This window comes from Phytohabitans houttuyneae, assembly GCF_011764425.1.
Taxonomy (GTDB): Bacteria; Actinomycetota; Actinomycetes; order Mycobacteriales; family Micromonosporaceae; genus Phytohabitans; species Phytohabitans houttuyneae.
In genome coordinates this window covers 1,248,773-1,267,594 of sequence record NZ_BLPF01000004.1, presented here as the reverse complement: position 1 = coordinate 1,267,594, position 18,822 = coordinate 1,248,773, and the positions used below count along the sequence as shown (strand labels likewise).

The 18,822-nt window shown below is 65.4% G+C and carries 14 protein-coding genes; 7 read left to right on the top strand and 7 right to left on the bottom strand.

The window, feature by feature from the left end:
* The first annotated feature begins 50 nt into the window (after positions 1-50).
* From Phou_RS47850 to Phou_RS47835, 4 genes are all read left to right on the top strand, one after another.
* Complete coding sequence (locus Phou_RS47850; protein WP_173071030.1) at positions 51-500, top strand: hypothetical protein; 450 nt, start codon at positions 51-53, stop codon at positions 498-500.
* Positions 437-1,936: a relaxase/mobilization nuclease domain-containing protein gene (locus tag Phou_RS47845; RefSeq protein WP_246274734.1), complete on the top strand. Its 1,500-nt coding sequence runs from the start codon at positions 437-439 to the stop codon at positions 1,934-1,936. Before Phou_RS47850 ends, Phou_RS47845 begins: the two co-directional genes overlap by 64 nt.
* A 326-nt stretch (positions 1,937-2,262) precedes the next feature.
* The gene (locus tag Phou_RS47840) at positions 2,263-2,985 is read left to right on the top strand and encodes a hypothetical protein (protein WP_173071028.1); all 723 of its coding nucleotides are present in this window, start codon (positions 2,263-2,265) and stop codon (positions 2,983-2,985) included.
* Positions 2,982-4,040 (top strand): ATP-binding protein, encoded by a 1,059-nt coding sequence (locus Phou_RS47835; protein ID WP_173071026.1) that lies wholly within the window; start codon positions 2,982-2,984, stop codon positions 4,038-4,040. Before Phou_RS47840 ends, Phou_RS47835 begins: the two co-directional genes overlap by 4 nt.
* A 26-nt stretch (positions 4,041-4,066) precedes the next feature.
* On the opposite strand, the gene Phou_RS47830 is transcribed toward Phou_RS47835, so the two are convergent.
* A complete protein-coding gene (locus tag Phou_RS47830) occupies positions 4,067-4,204 on the bottom strand; it encodes a hypothetical protein (RefSeq protein ID WP_173071024.1) in 138 nt (45 codons plus the stop codon).
* 39 nt (positions 4,205-4,243) lie between these two features.
* Between Phou_RS47830 and Phou_RS47825 the strand changes: the two genes are divergently transcribed.
* Both Phou_RS47825 and Phou_RS47820 read left to right on the top strand, forming a co-directional pair.
* Positions 4,244-5,173 carry a hypothetical protein gene (locus tag Phou_RS47825; protein WP_173071022.1) on the top strand — a complete coding sequence of 310 codons (930 nt, stop codon included), beginning with the start codon at positions 4,244-4,246 and terminating at the stop codon, positions 5,171-5,173.
* 215 nt (positions 5,174-5,388) lie between these two features.
* Entirely contained in the window at positions 5,389-7,371 is a 1,983-nt protein-coding gene (locus Phou_RS47820; RefSeq protein WP_173071020.1) for a hypothetical protein, read from the top strand.
* A 251-nt stretch (positions 7,372-7,622) separates the two neighbouring features.
* On the opposite strand, the gene Phou_RS47815 is transcribed toward Phou_RS47820, so the two are convergent.
* The 6 genes from Phou_RS47815 to Phou_RS47795 form a co-directional block, all read right to left on the bottom strand.
* Complete coding sequence (locus tag Phou_RS47815; protein ID WP_218579626.1) at positions 7,623-8,756, bottom strand: hypothetical protein; 1,134 nt, start codon at positions 8,754-8,756, stop codon at positions 7,623-7,625.
* 344 nt (positions 8,757-9,100) lie between these two features.
* On the bottom strand, positions 9,101-9,685 hold the full coding sequence (locus Phou_RS47810; RefSeq protein ID WP_173071016.1) for an RNA polymerase sigma factor: 585 nt from the start codon (positions 9,683-9,685) through the stop codon (positions 9,101-9,103).
* Positions 9,686-11,150: 1,465 nt separating this feature from the next.
* A complete protein-coding gene (locus tag Phou_RS47805; RefSeq protein WP_173071014.1) occupies positions 11,151-14,738 on the bottom strand; it encodes an NACHT domain-containing protein in 3,588 nt (1,195 codons plus the stop codon).
* A gap of 456 nt (positions 14,739-15,194) precedes the next feature.
* The gene (locus tag Phou_RS51945) at positions 15,195-15,950 is read right to left on the bottom strand and encodes a tyrosine-type recombinase/integrase (RefSeq protein WP_218579625.1); all 756 of its coding nucleotides are present in this window, start codon (positions 15,948-15,950) and stop codon (positions 15,195-15,197) included.
* A gap of 97 nt (positions 15,951-16,047) precedes the next feature.
* A complete protein-coding gene (locus tag Phou_RS55960) occupies positions 16,048-16,551 on the bottom strand; it encodes an N-terminal phage integrase SAM-like domain-containing protein (protein WP_218579624.1) in 504 nt (167 codons plus the stop codon).
* A 691-nt stretch (positions 16,552-17,242) separates the two neighbouring features.
* Entirely contained in the window at positions 17,243-17,515 is a 273-nt protein-coding gene (locus tag Phou_RS47795) for an amphi-Trp domain-containing protein (RefSeq protein ID WP_173071012.1), read from the bottom strand.
* 194 nt (positions 17,516-17,709) lie between these two features.
* On the opposite strand from Phou_RS47795, the gene Phou_RS47790 reads away from it, so the two are divergent.
* On the top strand, positions 17,710-18,819 hold the full coding sequence (locus tag Phou_RS47790; protein ID WP_173071010.1) for a hypothetical protein: 1,110 nt from the start codon (positions 17,710-17,712) through the stop codon (positions 18,817-18,819).
* Positions 18,820-18,822 lie beyond the last annotated feature (3 nt).

Below are 18,822 nucleotides of genomic sequence, written 5' to 3'. Positions count from 1 at the left end.
TGCACCCTGGCCGCCTCGGCGACAACTGGATCCACGGTGGAGGTGACCAGATGCTAGCCCCCGAGCCGCGTAAACGTCCTAACCGTCAGCGACAGGGCGCCGACCGCCGCCACCAGTCCCCCGGCCGCGAACGACGCGTCAACCTCCGGCTCGACCCACAAGAACACCACGACGTCACCGCCGCGGCCACCCGGCTTGGCCTCACACCGGCCGGGTTTTGCGCCACCGCCGCACTCGACATCGCCCGCGGCACCAGCGGCCCCAACGGCGTGGACTCCGGTACAGGTCTGACCCGCCACGAGCTGGCCGGACTACAGCGGGAGATATTCGCCGCCCGTACCGCTCTGACCCGGGTCGGGAACAACCTCAACCAAGCCGTCACCGCGCTGAACGCCAGCGGCCAACCACCCGGCTGGCTCCAACACGCGGTGGACCGGTGCCAGCTCGTGCTGGAGCAGCTCGACGCCGCCGCCTCCGCGATCCACCGGAGGCTGCCCTGATTCCGCAAGTTCACAAACGCGGCACCAAAGTCGGCGGGCTGCTGGCCTACCTGTTCGGGCCCGGTAAACGCGAAGAACACCGCAACCCGCGCCTGGTCGCCGCGTGGGACGGCGCCGCGAACCTCACTGCCTTGCAACCGCAACTCGGCGCTGGCGGAAAGCACTCCCTCAAGCAGCTGACCCAGCTGTTGGAGCAGCCCGTCCGGACGGCGGCCGACCGGCCGGCGCTGACCGTGTGGCACTGCTCGGTCCGTAACCATCCGACCGACCGGACCTTGTCCGACCAGCAGTGGCAGCACATTGCCCAAGAGCTCGTGGCGGGCGTTGGCCTGGCGCCCCATGGCGACGATCAAGCGGTCCGCTGGGTCGCCGTCCGCCATGCCGACGACCACATCCACATCGTCGCCACCCTCGTCCGCCAGGACGGCCGAAACGCCTGGGCTTGGAACGACCGATACAAGGCCCAAAACGTCGCACGCGACCTCGAACGCCGCTACAACCTGCACCGCGTCGCACCCACCGACCACACCACCCACCGTCATCCCACGGCCGCCGAACAAAACAAGACCCGCAGGCAGGGCCGGGCCGAGATACCTCGCGACCAGCTCCGCCGCGAGGTCCGGGCCGCCGCGGCAGCCGCGACCGGCGAGGCGGACTTCTTGGACCGGCTCGCGGCGAACGGGGTCCTGGTCCGCCTCCGCCACAGCACCAACAACCCTGGCCAGGTCACGGGGTACGCGGTCGGTTTACCCCAACACCACACCGCCGACGGCGAGACTGTCTGGTACGGCGGTGGCAGACTCGCCCCCGACCTCACACTCCCCCGGCTACGCCGCCGCTGGCACGGCGGACACGCGTCAGCCACCGTGAAGCCGATCGCTGATCGAGTCCGTCACCGTACGAAGGCCTTCCGGCGCGCCGCGACAGCTACTGGACGGCAGGTCGAACGGCTCGCCCGGCAGACTGGCGGTGTCGACGACCTCGGCCCGCTGGCGGAGGCAGCCGCGGACGTGTTTGCCTCCACAGCCCGCGCATTGGAAGGCCGCGAACGCGGCGGGCTCGGCGAGATTGTCGACATCTTCGACCGCGCCGTTCGCGACGCACGTCCGCCCCGCTCCAGCCGCTCCGGCGACGCGGCTGAACTACGGTCGATGGCACGACTAATCGCGGTCATGGGACGGCTCACCGACGATGAAGACACCGCCGCAGCGCTGCGACTGTTGCAACAGATAGCCGGGTTCGCGGACAATCTCGCGGTCATACGCGACGCCCAGCGACGCCGACACCAGGCCGCGGCCGCACGGCAAGCCAGCAACCGCCTCCGCATACTCGTAGCGCAGTACGAGACGAGCGTGATCGCCAGCCAGACCACAACAATTTCCACGGCCACGCGGATCAACCGACGAAGCTGGCCACAGCGCGGCCGCTCGGCCTGACCAGAGCACTTACCTCGGCTGCGCAGGCAGAACGCCGCTGGCTAGTTGCTTCCGATTCTGAGCGTGATCAGCGGTCATGGCGGCACGGTTCGTGGACCTTCCATCGCTGCTGAAGCACCGTTGCTAACGCCGGAAATCGCAGTTTCTGATAGCCCGACCCACCCAAGCATGGTAGCGGCTCACATCGGATCTCCGGGCACAAGAGAGTGAGGGTGTCAATTGTGCGCCTGTTGGTGTCTCCTCTTCGGCTCTATCCGAGGTGCAACATCGTCGGTATCGTCCACTTTAAGTAGTCCCGGTGTTACTGTGGTCGTAGGTGAGGTGCGATGGTCGTGGACGCCGAGGCCGTTGAAGTCAACGAACGCCCTGCGGCTACTCGAACGCAGCACGCGATTCGGCTGCTCGTTTTGCTTGCGGAATGCGGCGAGCCAGTCGTTGATGGCGATCCGCCTGAGGTGGTCAAGGTTGTCCGGAGCGAGCTGAAGCTGCAGGCTATGGACTTCTGGCTGCGGAATCCGGACTATCTGGCCGACGAACTGGTGACTATGGTCGAGCGTGGCCAGCTCGCCGATAGCTATTTGGACACGGCTTGGTCCCTTCTGACCGATCCTGAGCCCGATCTGCGCTGGTATCCGATGCCGCGTTGGTTCTTCGGCGCGTACGAGGCGCTTGACGACGCCTTCTCGCTGTTGGAGACGTACGGGCTCGCGACTCTTACCCGGACCGGTCAGCCGGGGAGGCAGAGTCAGCGCAATCAGTTCTTCCTGACACAGCCGGGCGCTGACGCGGCCATCGAGCTTGCCCGGGACGCGGTGCTGGGTTGGTACGCGAGGCAGGTGACGCTGGTGGCGTTGGTCGCCGGCGATGACCGCGGTCAGCGCTTGAAGGAACGTCAGTACGAGCAGGCGACCTATGCGGGCACGGAGCTCGGGTTGGACATCGCTCCGATCGCACCTCGGGTGCGGAAGCGGCTCGAATCGTTGGGTTTCGGGGTGACGGCGCAGGCGGACGCGGCTGTTGACGTTGCGGACGGTGGAGGGCGGGCGTGACCGCACTAGCGCAGCAAGTGGCGAAGAACCTGGCGAATCGGCAGGGAGATCGGCGATACGAGCTGACCGCCGAGTCTGTCGATGTGATTCTCGATAGTCTGGGCATCCCGACTTCGGCGACGAAGGCTGTCCCGGTACCGCTCCGCGCTACACGCATTCATTTCAGCGGGACGAAGCTGCTCAAGCCGACACATCCCGACGCCGAGGGGCATACCCCGGGAGACAAGACGGACGGTACCGGCGGGAGTCGTCGTCCGCTGGCGCCCGCTGTGTCGGACTCCGGGACTGTTGGCGACCAAGGTAGTGAAGAGGATGCCTTGGTTGAGGCGGAGCTTGCGGAGGAACTGGTGCCGGTTCCGTTCAGCTTCACCTGGGAGCCGCAGCCAGGTGTGAACGGCATCGGTTCGGGGCGTAACCTGCGTGGGAAGTCGACCGTTCTCAACGTCTTGATGTGGTCGTTGACCGGGCGATGTGCGAGATTTCAGCCTGATGTCAAGTTGTGGATCGAGCACGTCGAGGTCGATTGGAGGGTCGGCACCGAGCGGTTACGCGTATCGTTCGACGCAAACGACGGCGAGGCCAGAGGGCAGGTCGTCCGGCTCGGCGACGTCGGGAGCCGGGACAGGGTCACGCCCCTTGGCAGCTTCGAGGGTGCTGAGTTCGAAAGCGTCATGGGGTCGCTGATGATGGCTCGGCTACGTCTTGAGCACATCCCGGTTTGGACGGACACACAGGCACGTGTTCACGCTTGGCCGGCGTACTCAAGCGCGTTCGTCGTACGCGCGAATCAACTCGATCCGATCGTCGGCAACGAGCAGACCATCGGCCTGCGGATGATGCAGATGTTCGTAGGCACCGACTGGGCGCCCGCGCAAGCTGCCGCGATGACCGCTCGCCGAGGGATGGAGACCGAGCGATCAGCGGCGACAGAGAAGGCGAAGGCCGCAGGGAGGCCGTACGGGAGAACCGAAGGCAGGCTCAGCGGGCCGTCGACGCGGTCAAGGCGAAGATCGCGGAACTGCCGTCAGACGCTCCGGACGTCGCAGCTGTACTGAGACTCGCGGGCCGAGCGTCGGATCTCTCACGCGAGGCGCACGAGTTTGAACGTCGACTTCTCGCACAGTCCGCCATCGTCGATACTGCTCGGCAGCAGTTCAAGGCGGCCAGAGCGCGCCTGCACACCAGCTACGAGGACGCGCTCGCGACGAAGTTCTTCCATCGGATGCGTCCGACCGTGTGTCCACGTTGTGCTGCGGCGGTGACGGCAGAGCGCCAGGCAGCCGAATCTGACAAACACGAATGCTCGGTCTGCGCGAGCGATCTTAACCTCGACGCGCTCAAGGCCGACGTCATTGTCGCTGCCGCCGTCCCTGGGGATGCCGTCTCGGCGCTCATGAAGAGATCGACGACCGCCGAGAACAACCAGGCAGACGCCGAGGAAGGTGCACGCGATGACCTCGAAGCAGCCGAAGCTGCTGTTGCTGCGGCTGAGGAGGCCTACTCACGGTTGAGCGCCCAGTTCAAGGATCTGACTAAGCAACGTGACCAGGCGGCCGCCATGGCGGAGGCGCAACGCGAGGTCCTGACCGCCACCGATACACGCCGCTCCCTCGAACTTGAGCTGGCTCGCGCCGAGGGCGCACTCATGGCGCTGACCGAGTCCGGCGACCCGAAGACCGTTGACCCGGTCGACCCCGTCCGTGCAGCAGTCGCCGATGCAGCCGAGGATGTCTTGAAGAAGTGGGTAAAGGACGGGCAGGACCCGCTGCTAAAGAAGATCTCTTCCGACATCGAGACGCTTGCCTCTAGTTTTGGTGCCGACAGCCTCAGCAACGTCAAGCTGAACGGCGCGGCGAACATGTCGATGATCAAGGGAGGCCGCTCTACGACCTATTCGGGCCTCACGGAGGGCGAGAAGCTCCGAGTCAAGATCGCGACCGCCATCGCCCTCATCAAGCACGGCTACGTGGAGGGCATCGGACGGCACCCGGGCCTACTGGTCCTGGACTCCCCCGCCGCGGAAGAGATGCCCGATTCGGATCTCGCGACCATGGTCGCAGCGCTCCAAGCGGTAGCCGCCGAAGCCGAGATGCAAATCTTCGTCGGAACCCGCAACGCCGCGCCGCTGATCGAGTTGCTCCCCGAGGCGAACAGGGTCGTGGCCGAGGCCGACGACTACGTCTGGTGAACAAGAGCAGAACTCGGGTACGAAGCCCGTGACCGGCCGCTACGACTCGGCGAGCACAGTCACCGCCTTGAGAGGGGGGCTATGAGCGACCCATCGCCCACAAACCTCGCCAACGACCTAGCGGCGGTACTCGCATCGGCCCCCGGCCGCCCGCCGGGCGACGACGCGCTGGCATCTCTCGGGGATGGGAGCGCATCGCCGCAGAAGCCCCTGCCATGGCCAACAGCCCGATGCTCGCTCAACTCGTCAGTCTGGTCGTACGTGATGCCGCGGGTACCGACCACCGCGCTGACGGCTACGCCGACGCAGTGCGGGCTGTCACCGCCGCGGTGACCGTGACCGAGAGCCCCGCCATCTTCGGCGACAGCCTCGAGATGCTGCTCAAATCACCAGCGGCCCTCGACGTTGCCGGCCCACCATTGGCCGCATCGCTGGAGGACATCGCCGGAAAGTTCCAGAAGCTCGAGCCCTCGAATCCCCGAGCCGCGCGAAGAGCAGCCGACGCCGTAGAGGCACTGACCCGGCTCGCCCTGGCAGGCGTCAGCTCACCGTACGCGCTGCTGGCCATCCTGGAGCGCTTCGACGCGCCTCAGCCCAAACCAGTCGGTACAGCAGTGGTACGTGCCGTCGGTACTGCCGTAGACCACTGGCCGCACGCCGCCGGCCTCGCCAGCATTGTCCGACTCGTCGCAGGTATAGACCCCGCCAAGGGCACGGCCCGTCATGGAGCAGACCCGGACGATGTCGCCTCCGACGCTACTTGGGTACTTGCCGGAATCGAGCTGGTCAGTGCCCTGCGAGCCTCGGAACTAACAGCGATGACGCGGCACCTGGAGACATGTGCGGCATACCTGCGAACCGCCACCGAAACCTACGGGCGCGAGGACGCCGGCGTACTTCTCACCCTCGTAGAGATCCTGCTTGGCCTGCTTCAGGAGTCGGGCGTGCCGCCCACTGTGGAAGCCCTAGCGATGCCACAGCTTGCCCCTGACGCCCTAGAGTCCCTCGCCGACCGCATACGCCGAATCAACGTCGCATCAATCGGTCTTAACCACTGGTACGGTGACCCGAAGACGGCAGCACTACACGCCTGGACGCGACTCGCGAACGACCTCCACAGGCTTCGCGTCGAGTTCGCGCGCGACAGTTTCTACAAGGCGCAGGTTGTCATCGATGACCTCCTCCAGATCTACATGGGTTCACGATCAGTAACCGTGGTGCGTCGCGACGAGGACGCCGACGGTCTGCAGATGCTTGTACAACCAGTCATTGAAACCGGCTTCGCGAGGACTGCCGGACTGCTGAGCAACCTGGAGGACCACACCGACGCTCTTGAGCAGCAGGTGACCGAAGCAGCCCACGACCGACGCCTCGCATTGACCGAGCAGTTGAAGGCTTCCCGAGCCGTCCTGGCCGCGGCTAGATCACACGCGCTAGGAGGCACAGGTCAGGGAAAAGAGCCCGGCGGTACGGCTGCTACGCCGCTGCCGCCACCGCTTGACCGGCTCGTACCACATGGATCGCCCATCGCCACTGAACTCGCCACGCTGAGCAAAGCGACCCTGGTCGACCTGGCCCGCGCTGTCGATAACGCCACTATCGGCCGACACAGCCTCAACCTCATCGAGAGCGAAATATTCGCCCACACGCGAGCCGCGCTGGCGAAGAGCCCGGACTTCCGCCCCGAAACATCAGACGCCATCGACGAACTGCTGCGACTCATCATCAGATTTGTAACAACGCGCACGAACGCACAGTCCAACCTGTACGGCTACTTGTTCGATCCGGACGCGAACGAAGAAGCAGTTCACCAGGATTTGCACAATTACCTCATCGGCAATTCGATTGGATCCATCGCCGAATTTGAAGTACAACACGTCGGCGGAGGACGTGTCGACCTCCGAGTCAAGTTTGACGGCTTCGCGATCCATATAGAGATGAAGGTCGACTCAACGAAAATCGCGATCGACGACAAGACCGCCTACCTCAAACAGGCTGTTGCCTACCAAGGATCCGACATTCGTATCGGTTTCCTCGTCGCCTTGCGACACAAGGCGTTCGATGCCACGGGTCCGGTCCCCCACATAAGCAGACTCATCGGGCATGCCGAGTTCAACGTTGATGGTGACACGATCCCACGGCACATCATTACCGTTCAGATCCCCGGCAGCCGAACCAAGCCGTCGGAGATGAAATAAGGTAATCGGCGACTACGAACCCATTCCTGCCAAAGCAAGGCGGCTGGCAGACTTCCCTGGGACGCTTCCGAACGACGTTCGGGTACCCCGTGCACACCCGCGCGTCCAGCGGCCGAACGAGTAGAGGCTGAGAATTCCGCCCTTATCCCGACGTGCAACGACACTGTTAGGACCTCGAATGCGCACGGCGGGTATACGCCGACCCACCCCTGATGACGTGGCGCATGAAATATGTCATCGCTCGTGAGAATCTACGCCGACGAGGATGGGCGGGCATGCGGCCAGCTACAACCGGCCGGTGCGGCTGTCACCGCCGGGGCGACGTCCTTCTCGATCCTCCGTAGCGTCTCGCGCGCCGCCCGAACTGCCCGCTTCGTGAACCGGCGGCCACGGGTCGGCCACCACGCCGGGCTGCGGGGCCGGGCGGCGGCGTCGAGGAACTCGCGCAGAGTGGCACGCGCCTCCACCTCGTACAACGGGTCGGCAGCGAAACCGACCATGTCGGCGACACCGACGTCCTGGTCCCGCGGGCGTGGACTGGTCACGAGGCCAAGAGCGGTGAGGTAGGCGATGTAGCGCGCGTCGTCCTCGCGACCCAGGGCGGCGGCGACCGCACAGGCCGCCACCGTCGCCGGTGGGGTGCTTCGGCCAAACTTACGTGGCCGGCGGCCGGTGACGTTGGGTGAGTGTCCCGCTGTCATGGTTCCTCGTTGGTCACGAATCCCCCGCCTTCGCAGGTTGTCCCGCAGGCGCCGCAGCTTTCCCTCGACGGCCCTCGGTGTGGTGCCGAGCTCCTTGGCGATCTCGTCCTGCGTGTAGCCCTCGACCGTCCACTCGGCGATGCTGGCCAAGACGCCGCGGATGCCCTTCTCATCCATGGCCTCGCGGAGCGTGCCTGGCCGGTCCGCGATGTCGATCGTCGTCACGCCGGCTTCGTCCGGTATCGAGTCCACCGGCGTCTCCTCCTTCGGCCTGCCGTGGCCAGCCATCTCCCGGAACGCGTTGCTGAAGCACAACGTGCAGGTGTTGACGAAGTAGGTGGCGACGGTGGTGTTGCCGCCGGGTTGCCACCCGTACCCGGCGAGCGCGTTGCGACGGAAGAGCCTGAGGGCGTGGGCGATGGTCAGCCCGACGAGCTCTTCGACTTCATCGCGGGTCATGTCGCGCAACGCCTGGGTGAGGCCGGGCACGGAACGACCGACATTCCGGAGGGCGGCGTGGATGTGGCCGCCGTGGAGGAAGCTGAGCAACACGCTCGTGCCGTACCGGGCCAGCTCCATCGCCAGGGCCTCGTAGGTACGGCCGGCGAAGCCCTCGTCCTGGAGCTGGGCCCAGAGGGCGCTCTCCCGGCCGCACTTCTCTTTGATGATCTCCCGAATCTGCATCACGGAAATGCGGACCCTGACGGCTCCGTCACCCGGGGACGCGGCCGACTGACGCTGATGGTGGGTCTCGATCACGGCAGGGGCGGTGATGCCGGCGGCGCCGGTATCCCCGCCAGCGCTCGCACCGACCTCGGCCTTCACCTGTCCTCGCCCGGCGCGGGCAGGCGGTGCCGGAGGACCGAGAGAATGGGTGGAGAGATCGGCGTTCTCGACCGCAGCACGCTCAAATGCTGCGCGACGTAGGACCTCGTCGAGGCCAGCCCTAATGTCGAAGGGCGGGTCGTTGACGTCAGCGTTGTTCGCGCGCAGCAGCAGTTCGCGCAGCGCATCGTCGCGTCCTTCAGTCATGTCGAACGACCTCCCTTCTCTGCGTCCAGCTCCTCCATCCGCTGCAGGTACGGCTTAAGCACGTCGCGGGCCTTGCCCACATGCGAGCGTACCGTCGACTGTGCCATGTCCAGGCGGCTGGCGATCTCTGCGTAGTCGTGCCCCTCAAGGAGATACATGATCGCCACAGCACGACGACGCTCAGGCCACTTGTCTATCAGTGCCCGAACCGCGCACATCAGCGACATCTCTTCCAGGACAGCGACAAGATTCGGATCGTCCTCGCCAACTTGAGAATCTTCATCGAATTTCACCGAACGTCGGTCACGCCGGAAACCGTCGAGCACGACATTTCGGGCCGTCACAATGGTGTACCTCAAGTTGTCTTCTGCCGGCAGAGTATTCCTTCGTGGCCAGATCATCAGAATGCGGACGTACGCCTCCTGGACCGCCTCCCGAGCAGTGTCGTTATCCCCTGCCAAGGAGCGGATCGCCCGCAGCGTGTGACGGACCGTCGAAGTGTAAAACTCCGCGAAATCCGAGCACGCCGCCTCGTCGGGATCCGAACCACATGGCCCGCCCTCCGATGACACCACGGTCACCGCCGCTGCAGTGTGACGTCACCCGAGGTCGGGGAGGCGGACCCGTCGTCGACACGAAGCTCCAAACGCGCGCCTCTTCCGTCCGAGTCGACCATACGGAAGCCAGTTCGCATCGTACGGATGACCCGCTCAAGACTGGCGCGACGAAGGCGAGACCGGCGCAACCCGATCAACTCGCGGATGGCGACAACGAGGCCTCGGGCAAATACAGCCGATCCTACCGAGGCTACGAGCAGTGCCACCCATTGATCGAACATCTCATCCTCCCGCAGCTTGCCGACATCTCTAGCACGTCAACGCGGTCGAACCCGTCCAACACTTGACCAAGATTCTTTCGGGCGGTCTCTATCGGGGACTGCGCCAGTATTCCTTGAGCATCCGTCGTTGCCGCCGCATGTCGGGCGGAGCCTTCTCGACTGCCGAGCAGCGCGATGAGCTGGTCAACCGGGAGGGATTGCCCCGTCGACGGCGCCCCAGCAGCATGGGGCAGCCTCGACGCGACCAAGAGGACCTACGAACCCCGGATCGCCGCGGCCTCGCCCTGACGAAGTCGCACCGCCAGGAAGGATCGCCAGGCAGCGGTCCAGGATGGATCGAGATTCCCCGGCCTCCAGCTGCACCAACCGCACCTGCAACGCCGCCCGGATCGTGACGTCGACCGGCCCTTCAGCAGGCCGGTCACTTAGAGTCGTCCACGCCGGTGTAGAGCTCGACATACGGTCAGTCGCCCATCGCGTCGGTCTCGGCGGCCCGCTCCGCTCCGCGTCGTTGTTCTCCGTCGTGCAATATGGCTGCCCGGGCCAGCCAATACGTACGGCGCGGGGCGCCCTGCCCGGCCGCCAACATGAGCAGATCCGCCGCTGCCGGGGCCCGCTCTGATAGGAACCAGCCAACTCGCTAGCCGCGAGCTGAACCTGCCACGCCTCACGCTACAAAGCCGGCAGATGCCGCCCCAGCCACACACCACAGCCGTTGGACGCTCCTCGACGCTGGTCAACGTCGTGACCAGCCATCGCGTCTGCTGCGGCGCGTCACGCCGACAAGATCCGTGGCCGAGGCGCGGGTGGCAACAGCTCCAGCCGGCTACGGATCTCCGCCTCGGTCACCGCGCTCCCCGGCCCCGCCGCGGTATGCACAGCTGGGCAGAACCACCGGCGGTGTCTGGGCCGAAGAACGCCTCGATCAGCTGCCGGCGCGTCCGCGGCTGCTGCGAGAGTTCTTCGTCATCCCACAGCTCGAAACGGACACCGGCTGACCGCAACGTCGCGGCGGCTGTCTCGATCGCCTCGGCCCGGTCCGTTCGCACACCACTGACCCGGGGTCGCGATCACGAACGCGTCGCTGCCGCGCGCCCACCGGCCCTCGAGGAAGTCTTCGACCGCGTGCGCGATGTCCGTCCCCCGTCAATCTCCTGGACGTCGCGGCGTTACACCGTCCGGTACCAGCGGCCGATCGCCGGCGTCACTCAGTCGCTGAACCAGTGAGCTTTCTGTGCGACGTCGGCCAGCGAGGGTACGGGCGGCAGTCCACTGGAGAGCACGACTTGAGCGGTCGTTACAAGGTCCGAAGGCCACTGTCCAGGATGTTTCAGCACTCGTGTCGCGGTGGTCAGATTGAGGGAGCTGACCCGGGCGTCGTTGAGCGTTCCGGCTGGAAGGTGTGGTCGGGTGCCAGCGAACAACCTGGGTTGGAGAGGTTTCGGATGGTCTGCGAGGGCGGCTAGCGCGAGGGCGGTCACGTCGCTACGTATGGCGAGGACGTCGCCTGCGCGGTCCGCGATGATCCGGACGAGTTCCGGGCGGGTGGCGTCGAACGCGGTGAGGTGCAGGAGGAGCGCGGTCAGCGGGGATGGGTTAATCACCCGGTGATGCAGAGGTGCGTAGAGATCGAGTCGGCGCGGGGCGTGGTTGTCTGCGTAGCGGCGCGTGGTGGCGGCGATGATCGTTGCGGCGTCGTGGCCGGTGAGGTTGGCCAGTATCTCGTCCATGTGTGGAACGCATGCGTGCACGATTTGGGCACGGGCGAATAGTGCAAGGCCGACTATCCAGGTGCGGGCAGCGAGGCTATCGCCGGGCGACGGTACGTGCCGCAGCCACCATGCGCTGTCGTCTTTGTTACGGCGGGCCTGGCGCAGCCAGGCGGTGATACCTGCAGGCGTCGCGCCGGCGCCGATATTTGGTTCTTCGGGTGCGGTGGGCAGCAGTCGTTCGAGGGCCATCACCGCTTCCCGGAGAAGCCAACAGTCGCCGAGCCCGCCGACTAACACGTCTATAAGGTGAGCCCAGCCGTCAGGTGTTTCCCGGTTGGCCGCGGCCATGGCGACCTGAAGCTGTGTCAAGAACCGCTTCGGACTGGTTAGCTGAGGCACGCCTCGGCGCAGACGACGCCGGACAGGCGGTTCGGTGGTGCCGAGAACGATGAGGCCGCTTCCGTGGAGCCTGTCGGCGTGCGTAGCCGAGTACAGGCGGGCGAGGAAGGTGTTTTTGTCGTTTGGTCTGTAGGCGTGGAAGGTTCCGTCACCGAGGTCTGCCAGGCAGGCACGCGCGAGGGGCCCGTCGTCAACATCACTGCCCGCCTCAAGTAGCAACGGCAGGACGGGCTCACGGCGGCCGCCGGAGGCGGCGTTGTCGGCACACGCGAGTACGTGGGCGGCCTGCTCGTTGGTCAGGCCGGACAGGGCGTGTAGATGCGCCGCGGTACGGAGCCAGCTCATGGTCGGCTGGCGGATGCCGTCGCTCCAGCACCAGGCCCGGACCTGTTCGGGCTTGCCGTGCCGGTACAGCAACCGGGCTAGGGCGTCGCGCTGGGCGGGATCGTTCTCGCTCTCCAAGCGGGTCTGGGCATAGGCGGCGACTTGGCCTGCGCCGGCGGCATCAGCCAGCATTAGTGACTCGCCGGTGTCGTCCAGCAGCCCGTCCTCGGCTAGTACGCAGCCGGGCCCTTCGAGGGCGGCCTCAACCGCGCCGCGTACCGCCACCGTGGTGAAGCCCTGGTACACCCGGTCCCGCAGCAGTTGCACAAGGACAGCACGAGTGAGTGGGAGGACGTCGAACGGCGCGTTTACGCGCACCTCTCGGGTGATGGTGGGTACGCCCTTGATCTCGGCCTCGGATAGGAGTCCGACGAAAAAGCGCAGCACGTTAGACCAGTAGGGCCGTTTCATCAGCTCCGCCAGCCGGGCGTCCTTGGTGCCGGATCCACGGGACCGAGCCCCCTCCGCAAGGTGACAGGCAGCGAAGTACTCCCGCAGCGGCTGCACCTCGAACTCGAAGCCGCTGCCGCGCTGGACCAGGCAGACAACGCGCGAGGTGACCGAGGTGAACAACGCCGTCAGGTCTGGGCTGGTGTCGTCGTATGCGCGCAGAAACTCGCCGATCAGCCGCTTGATCTCGGCCAGCTCAACCTTGCCGCTGCCGCCGAGCTCAGCCTGGGTCTGCAGGTGCCAGGCCAGGAACCGATGCAGCGCCATAACCAGTCGACGGTGCTGGGCGACCATCGGCTCCTTCGACTGTTCCCGGTCGAAGAACACCTTGACGTAGTCGGCGTACAGGTCGGTGCGCTGTTCGGGCAGGATGCTGCGCCGCTGCAGCAAGTGCAGCAGGATCGCCATCTGCATGGGGCTCCCGGCTAGTTCCCGCACGTGCGGGAGGTCCAGGTTGGCGATGAACTGCTGCTGCAGTCCTTCGGCCGCTGCTGTCTGCAGATTGTTCTGCTCGGCCCAGCGACGCAGGTATGCTAGTTGGAGGCGTTTAGTCAACCGCTGCACGATCAGCTCGGGAAAGTCCTCCCCCAGTTTAAGAGGCGCCGCCGTCGCGCCGGGCCGGGTCGTGACCAGGATGACCACGTCCATGCCGGGGCCGTCCAGGCGCCGCTTCGTCTTGGCGATCTCCTCAGCGACGCGCTCTCGCAGCGCCAGGTCGGCTACCTCGTCCAAGCCGTCTAGTGCAAGCAGGACTGGCTTGCCAGCGACGACGGCGGCCAGGTCGTCAGTTGTGAAGGTCTGGTTTCCGCTGTGCTCGCTGACGTGGACAGCGAGGTACTCCTCCAGCGCGACCGACACCTGATCCTGCTTCTTGCCCTTCTTTTCGCGTCCAGACAGCCACTGACCGTAGGCGCGCAGGTCGATCCTGAAGGGGACGCGGGCGACGTTCGGCGCCTCATCCTTAACCGGGTACGCCGTCCGGTCCAACAACACCGACCGGTACACCTGGCACACGTACTGCAGCAGCGTGGTCTTTCCTTGCCCAGGACCGCCGATGATCACGGCGTGGCCGCGCCAGGCCGGATGCAGCAATAGCCGCGCCCCGCCAGTCCTCCATTGGCCAGGGGTCCCTGCCCACGTCCCTTCGAAAACGTCCGCGTCGACGCCGCCCAACTGGGCCATCAACCGGAACGGACCACTGAACACCTGGTGGCTGACTACCTCGACATCGACGAACAGCTTGTGCACCGAGGGCCCAAGTAGGTCAACCTCGCCGAACTTCACTTGGTCGTCTACGTCGTACTGGTCGCGCAGGTAGGCGCCTAGCAACCGATCCCGGCGAGCAGTCGCCTCTGAGGGCTCCTTGGCGACCAGAGCCATGATCTGGTCAGACGGCAGCATCCGCGTGAACGCGCGAACCAGATTGTCAGGGGCGGCACTCACCTGAGCGTCGATCGTCTCCCGCCACCACGGAATGATCTTGATCGACCACGACTTCGACCGGGTCGCCAGTTCGGCGTCAAGTCGGTCAATCGTGCCGCTGTCGAGGTTGCCGGTGCCGCCCACGTTCGTGACCAGGTAGTACTCCCGCGCGCCTCGCCTCACCAGCGCACGGATCTTCTCCGCCTCTTTGTCGAGGGCGGCCAGGAGCCAGGTGACCGGGTCCTTCACCGCCTCCGGGGACAGTGTGAACTTGACCTGGTAGACGGTCATTTCGTGCAGAGCGTCACGGCCACCGTCGGCCTTGCCGATCGGCATCGCTCGCATCGCTGGACCGAGCACGTACGCCAGCAGAGCCTGGATGAGCTGCTGGAACTCGCGATCTCCCAGGTCCTCATACCGGTAGTGCACGTCGACGATCCTCCCACGCGGCTGGCCCAACGCACGGCGTACGCGCTGGGTCAAGAACCATCCCGGCATCATGTGGCATTAGGGGCTGTCGTACTCGCACGCCCACCCGCGAAGGCCCCTTAGATGGTCTTGCGGATCTCCTCGAGGAGGGACAGGCAGGCTTCTGTAACGAGCGCGACGAACTTGCGGGGACGACCTGTCCGAGTTCGCTGTGTGCGGCGGCGTTGCGGACGTTCAGTCCTAGCGAGAACGACATGGAGCAGGCTGTGACGTATCAGACAGTGCCGCGGTCTGCTGTCTGGTTTCACGGTCCAATGACGGTCCAAACGATCAAAGGCCGCCTTCCCGAATCAGGAAGGCGGCCTTTGACCTGGACTTTCTTTGTAGCGGGGACAGGATTTGAACCTGCGACCTCTGGGTTATGAGCCCCTCGCAGCCGCAGGGCCCCTCGTTCCGCTACCTGGGCTGGCTTGCCGCTCGGTACCTAATGGAGGCAAACGCGTCGACGGCCGACTCATCGGTGTCAGGCAGCGTGTGGAGGTACCGCTCTGTCGTCCGGATGGTTCCGTGGCCAAGGCGCTCCTTGACGACCTGCAGGTCCGCTCCCCCGGCCAGAAGCCAGGATGCGTGCGCGTGCCGTAGATCGTGAACACGAACGGGATGGTCCAAGGCGAGCGCCTGGATCGTCGGGGTCCAGACCTGGTTCCGGAACCAGTCACGCGGTATATGGCCATCGGTGTCGATGGTTCGGCGCTTGGTTCCTCGGGCGTCTGGGTTCGCGGCACGACGAGATGCACGGTAGATGGCGAAGGCGTCCTTGCAATGCTGGCATCGGCACTTTCCAGCGTTGTAGGCCGTCAGCGTGCCATGCCGGTACCGTCTGCCCGCAGCGTTAGGTTCTGTGAGGCCCAAGTCGTCGGAAACAGGCACCCGTTGAAGAGGAGGTTGCGGAGGAGCCACCTGGGATCGGATGGCGAAGAGAAGATCGTTTCGTTCGAGCTCTTGAGCCTCGATATGGGCTCGAATCTTTGCAACGAGCTGGGCGCTGACCTTGACGCGCCGGTACTCCTTGTCCTTTGGATAGTCCTTCACATAGAAGCGCTTTCCCTCGGGATGAAACTCCGGGTTGACCTGTACCACGGCACGGCTGATCATGAAGGTCCGGCTGGCGGCTGCCAGGTCCACGCCTCGAAGCTCGGTCAGCTCCCCCATCGGAGCCCTGTCTCAATATCGGTTTCCACGAGCAACTGCATGTCGGCGTCGGGAAGCTTGGAGTAGAGCGCATCGAACTGCTCAGGCGTAATGATCGTCAACGGCTTCTTCGGAACAGTCGGTGTCTTGACGCCGCGGCAAGGGTGCAAGAACGTGATCTGGTCGTTGAGCGCCGTGGTGAAGATCGCGCTAAGGATGAACCTGAGCTTTCGATCGTTGCCGGCCCTACGCCTCCGTGTCGAAGCTCAGTGATCCACTCACGGACGTGGCTGGGCAGGATTTCGATCATCTTCATCGGGCCGAAGCGGGGAAGGATGTGCTTGCGGATCATGTAGGTGTACGACTCGCGGGTCGTCGGCTCCATGACGTGGTGCGGTAGCCACTCCGCCTCGACGTATCTACGAAACCGTCGGCGTTGACGCGCGGGGTCACCTGCTCTGCCCTCGGCAAGCTTCGCCTCGGCGGCTTGCCACGCCTTGTTGGCTTCCTTCTCGCTGGAGTAGGTACCGGCCGACCGCAGCACGCCGCGAAGATCTAGATAACAGGCTGTATACCGCACAGTCTTGCCATCTCGACCGAGGCGTTTCTTCGGATATCCCATGGACCCTCCCGCATGATCATTTGTCCGTGGTTTGTCCGCGAACCAGGCGTCACGCCACACCCGAGCATGGCATTTAATGACACCGATATACGCCATCTACCTGCCGATATGATGCCAGCATCGAAGTCAGCGAAGCAAAGGTTGAACGGAAAAACGGCATTGACACGGAAGAGGTCACTGGTTCAAACCCAGTATCGCCCACACGTTTCCGCAGGTCAGGGCCGGTTTCCTCCAGACGAGGGACCGGCCTTACTTCGTGAGCGACACTTGGCACGTCGTCCCGGACAAGGGCGATCCGGAACGGCGCGCGGCTCGCACCGCTCCCAGCGCAGGTCCGTCAGCCCGTCGAGGAGTTAGGTATGCCGCGGCCCTGTTGGTGTCAGGCCAGGGGCGATCGGCAGCCAGGCGCATGGCGACTTCGTCGACCGGTCAAGACGAAGACATCGACCTGGTCCTCGCCCTGATGACTGAAGTGCTCAACGAGGTCTTTCAGTCGCCAGCTCGGGTGACGCACGCCAAAGCGAAACGAGACGCGAAGAAGGCGGCTCAGGCCGCGGCTACGCCTCAACAACGAGGCGCGAACGCTCCTGAGCTACCGACCATTAGCCAAGATGGAGGCGCGAGCCCGCCTCCGGCGCACACAAATCCTGCCTCCGTCGGGTAGGGCTACCACCAGGCCGGCCGGGGTAGGTCAGCGGCCGCGGCGGCGGGAGGGCCTCGGGGGCGGCGGGGGCGGCGCGGCGGTCGACCACTTCAGCTCCAGCTCGATCTCGATCTCGTCGCCGTCCACCTCGATCTCGAACTCGGTGCTCACCTCGTTCGGGACCTGGACGCTCACCTCAAGCCCGGCCATCGTCACCTCGACCTTCGACCCGGCGTCGAGTGCGGCGGCGAGGGCCGAGAGGGCCTGTGCCACCTCCTTGCGGGTCAGGCTCGCCTTTCGCTCCACCTTGACGTTCGCCACCGCGACCTCCAGTCAGACACCCACATGCGGGCGGTTCATTCGGCGACGGCGAGGCGGACCTTCTCCACAGCGTCGCGTCTGCGTGTAGTCGGGTGGCTTCCACCACCGCGGCGTCCACGTCCAGCATCCGCCACTATTCGGCGTAATACGTACAGTTCTCACAGAAAGGGGCGCATGGCATTACTCTGGCACCGGTGACGGGAGAGACAGCCCTCTTCGTCGTCGTGGTGGGCGCACGGTTCCTGGTGCCGCTGCTGATTCCGCGGTTTCCGCTGCCGGCCGTGCTCGCCGCGCTGGTGCTCGACGCCGCCGACCAGTCGATCTTCCAGGCCTTCGGCTACGACCCACCCGGCTACCAGGGCTACGACAAGGCGATGGACATGTACTACCTGGCCATCGCGTACCTGTCGACGATGCGCAACTGGGCCAGCCTGCCCGCGCTCCAGGTGGCCGCGTTCCTCTACTTCTACCGGCTGGCCGGGGTCGTGGCCTTCGAGCTGACGCAGTGGCGCGGCCTCCTGCTGATCTTCCCGAACACGTTCGAGTACTTCTTCATCGCGTACGAGGTCGTGCGGCTGCGGCGGAACCCGGCGCGCTACGGGATGCGGGCTTGGATCACCGTCGCCGCGGTGATCTGGATCTTCGTGAAGCTGCCGCAGGAGTACTGGATCCACATCGCGCAACTCGACTTCACCGACACGCTCGCCGCGTACCCCTGGTTTGGTCCCCTCATCGCGGTGGCCCTGGTCGCGGCGGCGCTGGTGGTCTGGTTCGTGATCCGGCCGCGGCTGCCCGCCCCCGACTGGCGCTGGCGCGTGGCGGCCGACCCGCTCCCCGCCGGGCTGGCCACCGCGGCCGGGCGGGACCGGTGGATCGTCGCGCACGGACGCTTCCTGTCCCTGGCCACGCTCGAAAAGGTGGTGCTCGTCGGCTGCCTGAGCGTGATCTACGGCCGGGTCCTGCCGGATCGCCAGTCGACGGACGGCGAGCTCTTCCTCGGCGTCGCCGCCTTTGTCTGCGCCAACGCCGCCATCAGCCTGTGGGCCGCCCGCGCGGGTCGCGGTCGGGACTCGATCCTCGCCGCGTTCGGCGTCCGCGTGCTGATCAACGTGGGGCTCGTCGTGCTGGCCGACTGGCTGCTGGGCCGCGGCGACGGCGGGCTGAACCTGGGCAACGCGCTGTTCTTCATCCTGTTGCTGAGCCTCATCACACTGCTCGACGACCGCTACCGCCCCATCCAGGAGGCCCGCACAGCCGGAGCAGGAGCGGCCGGGGCACCAGGTGCCCCGGCCACGGTTTCCTAACGC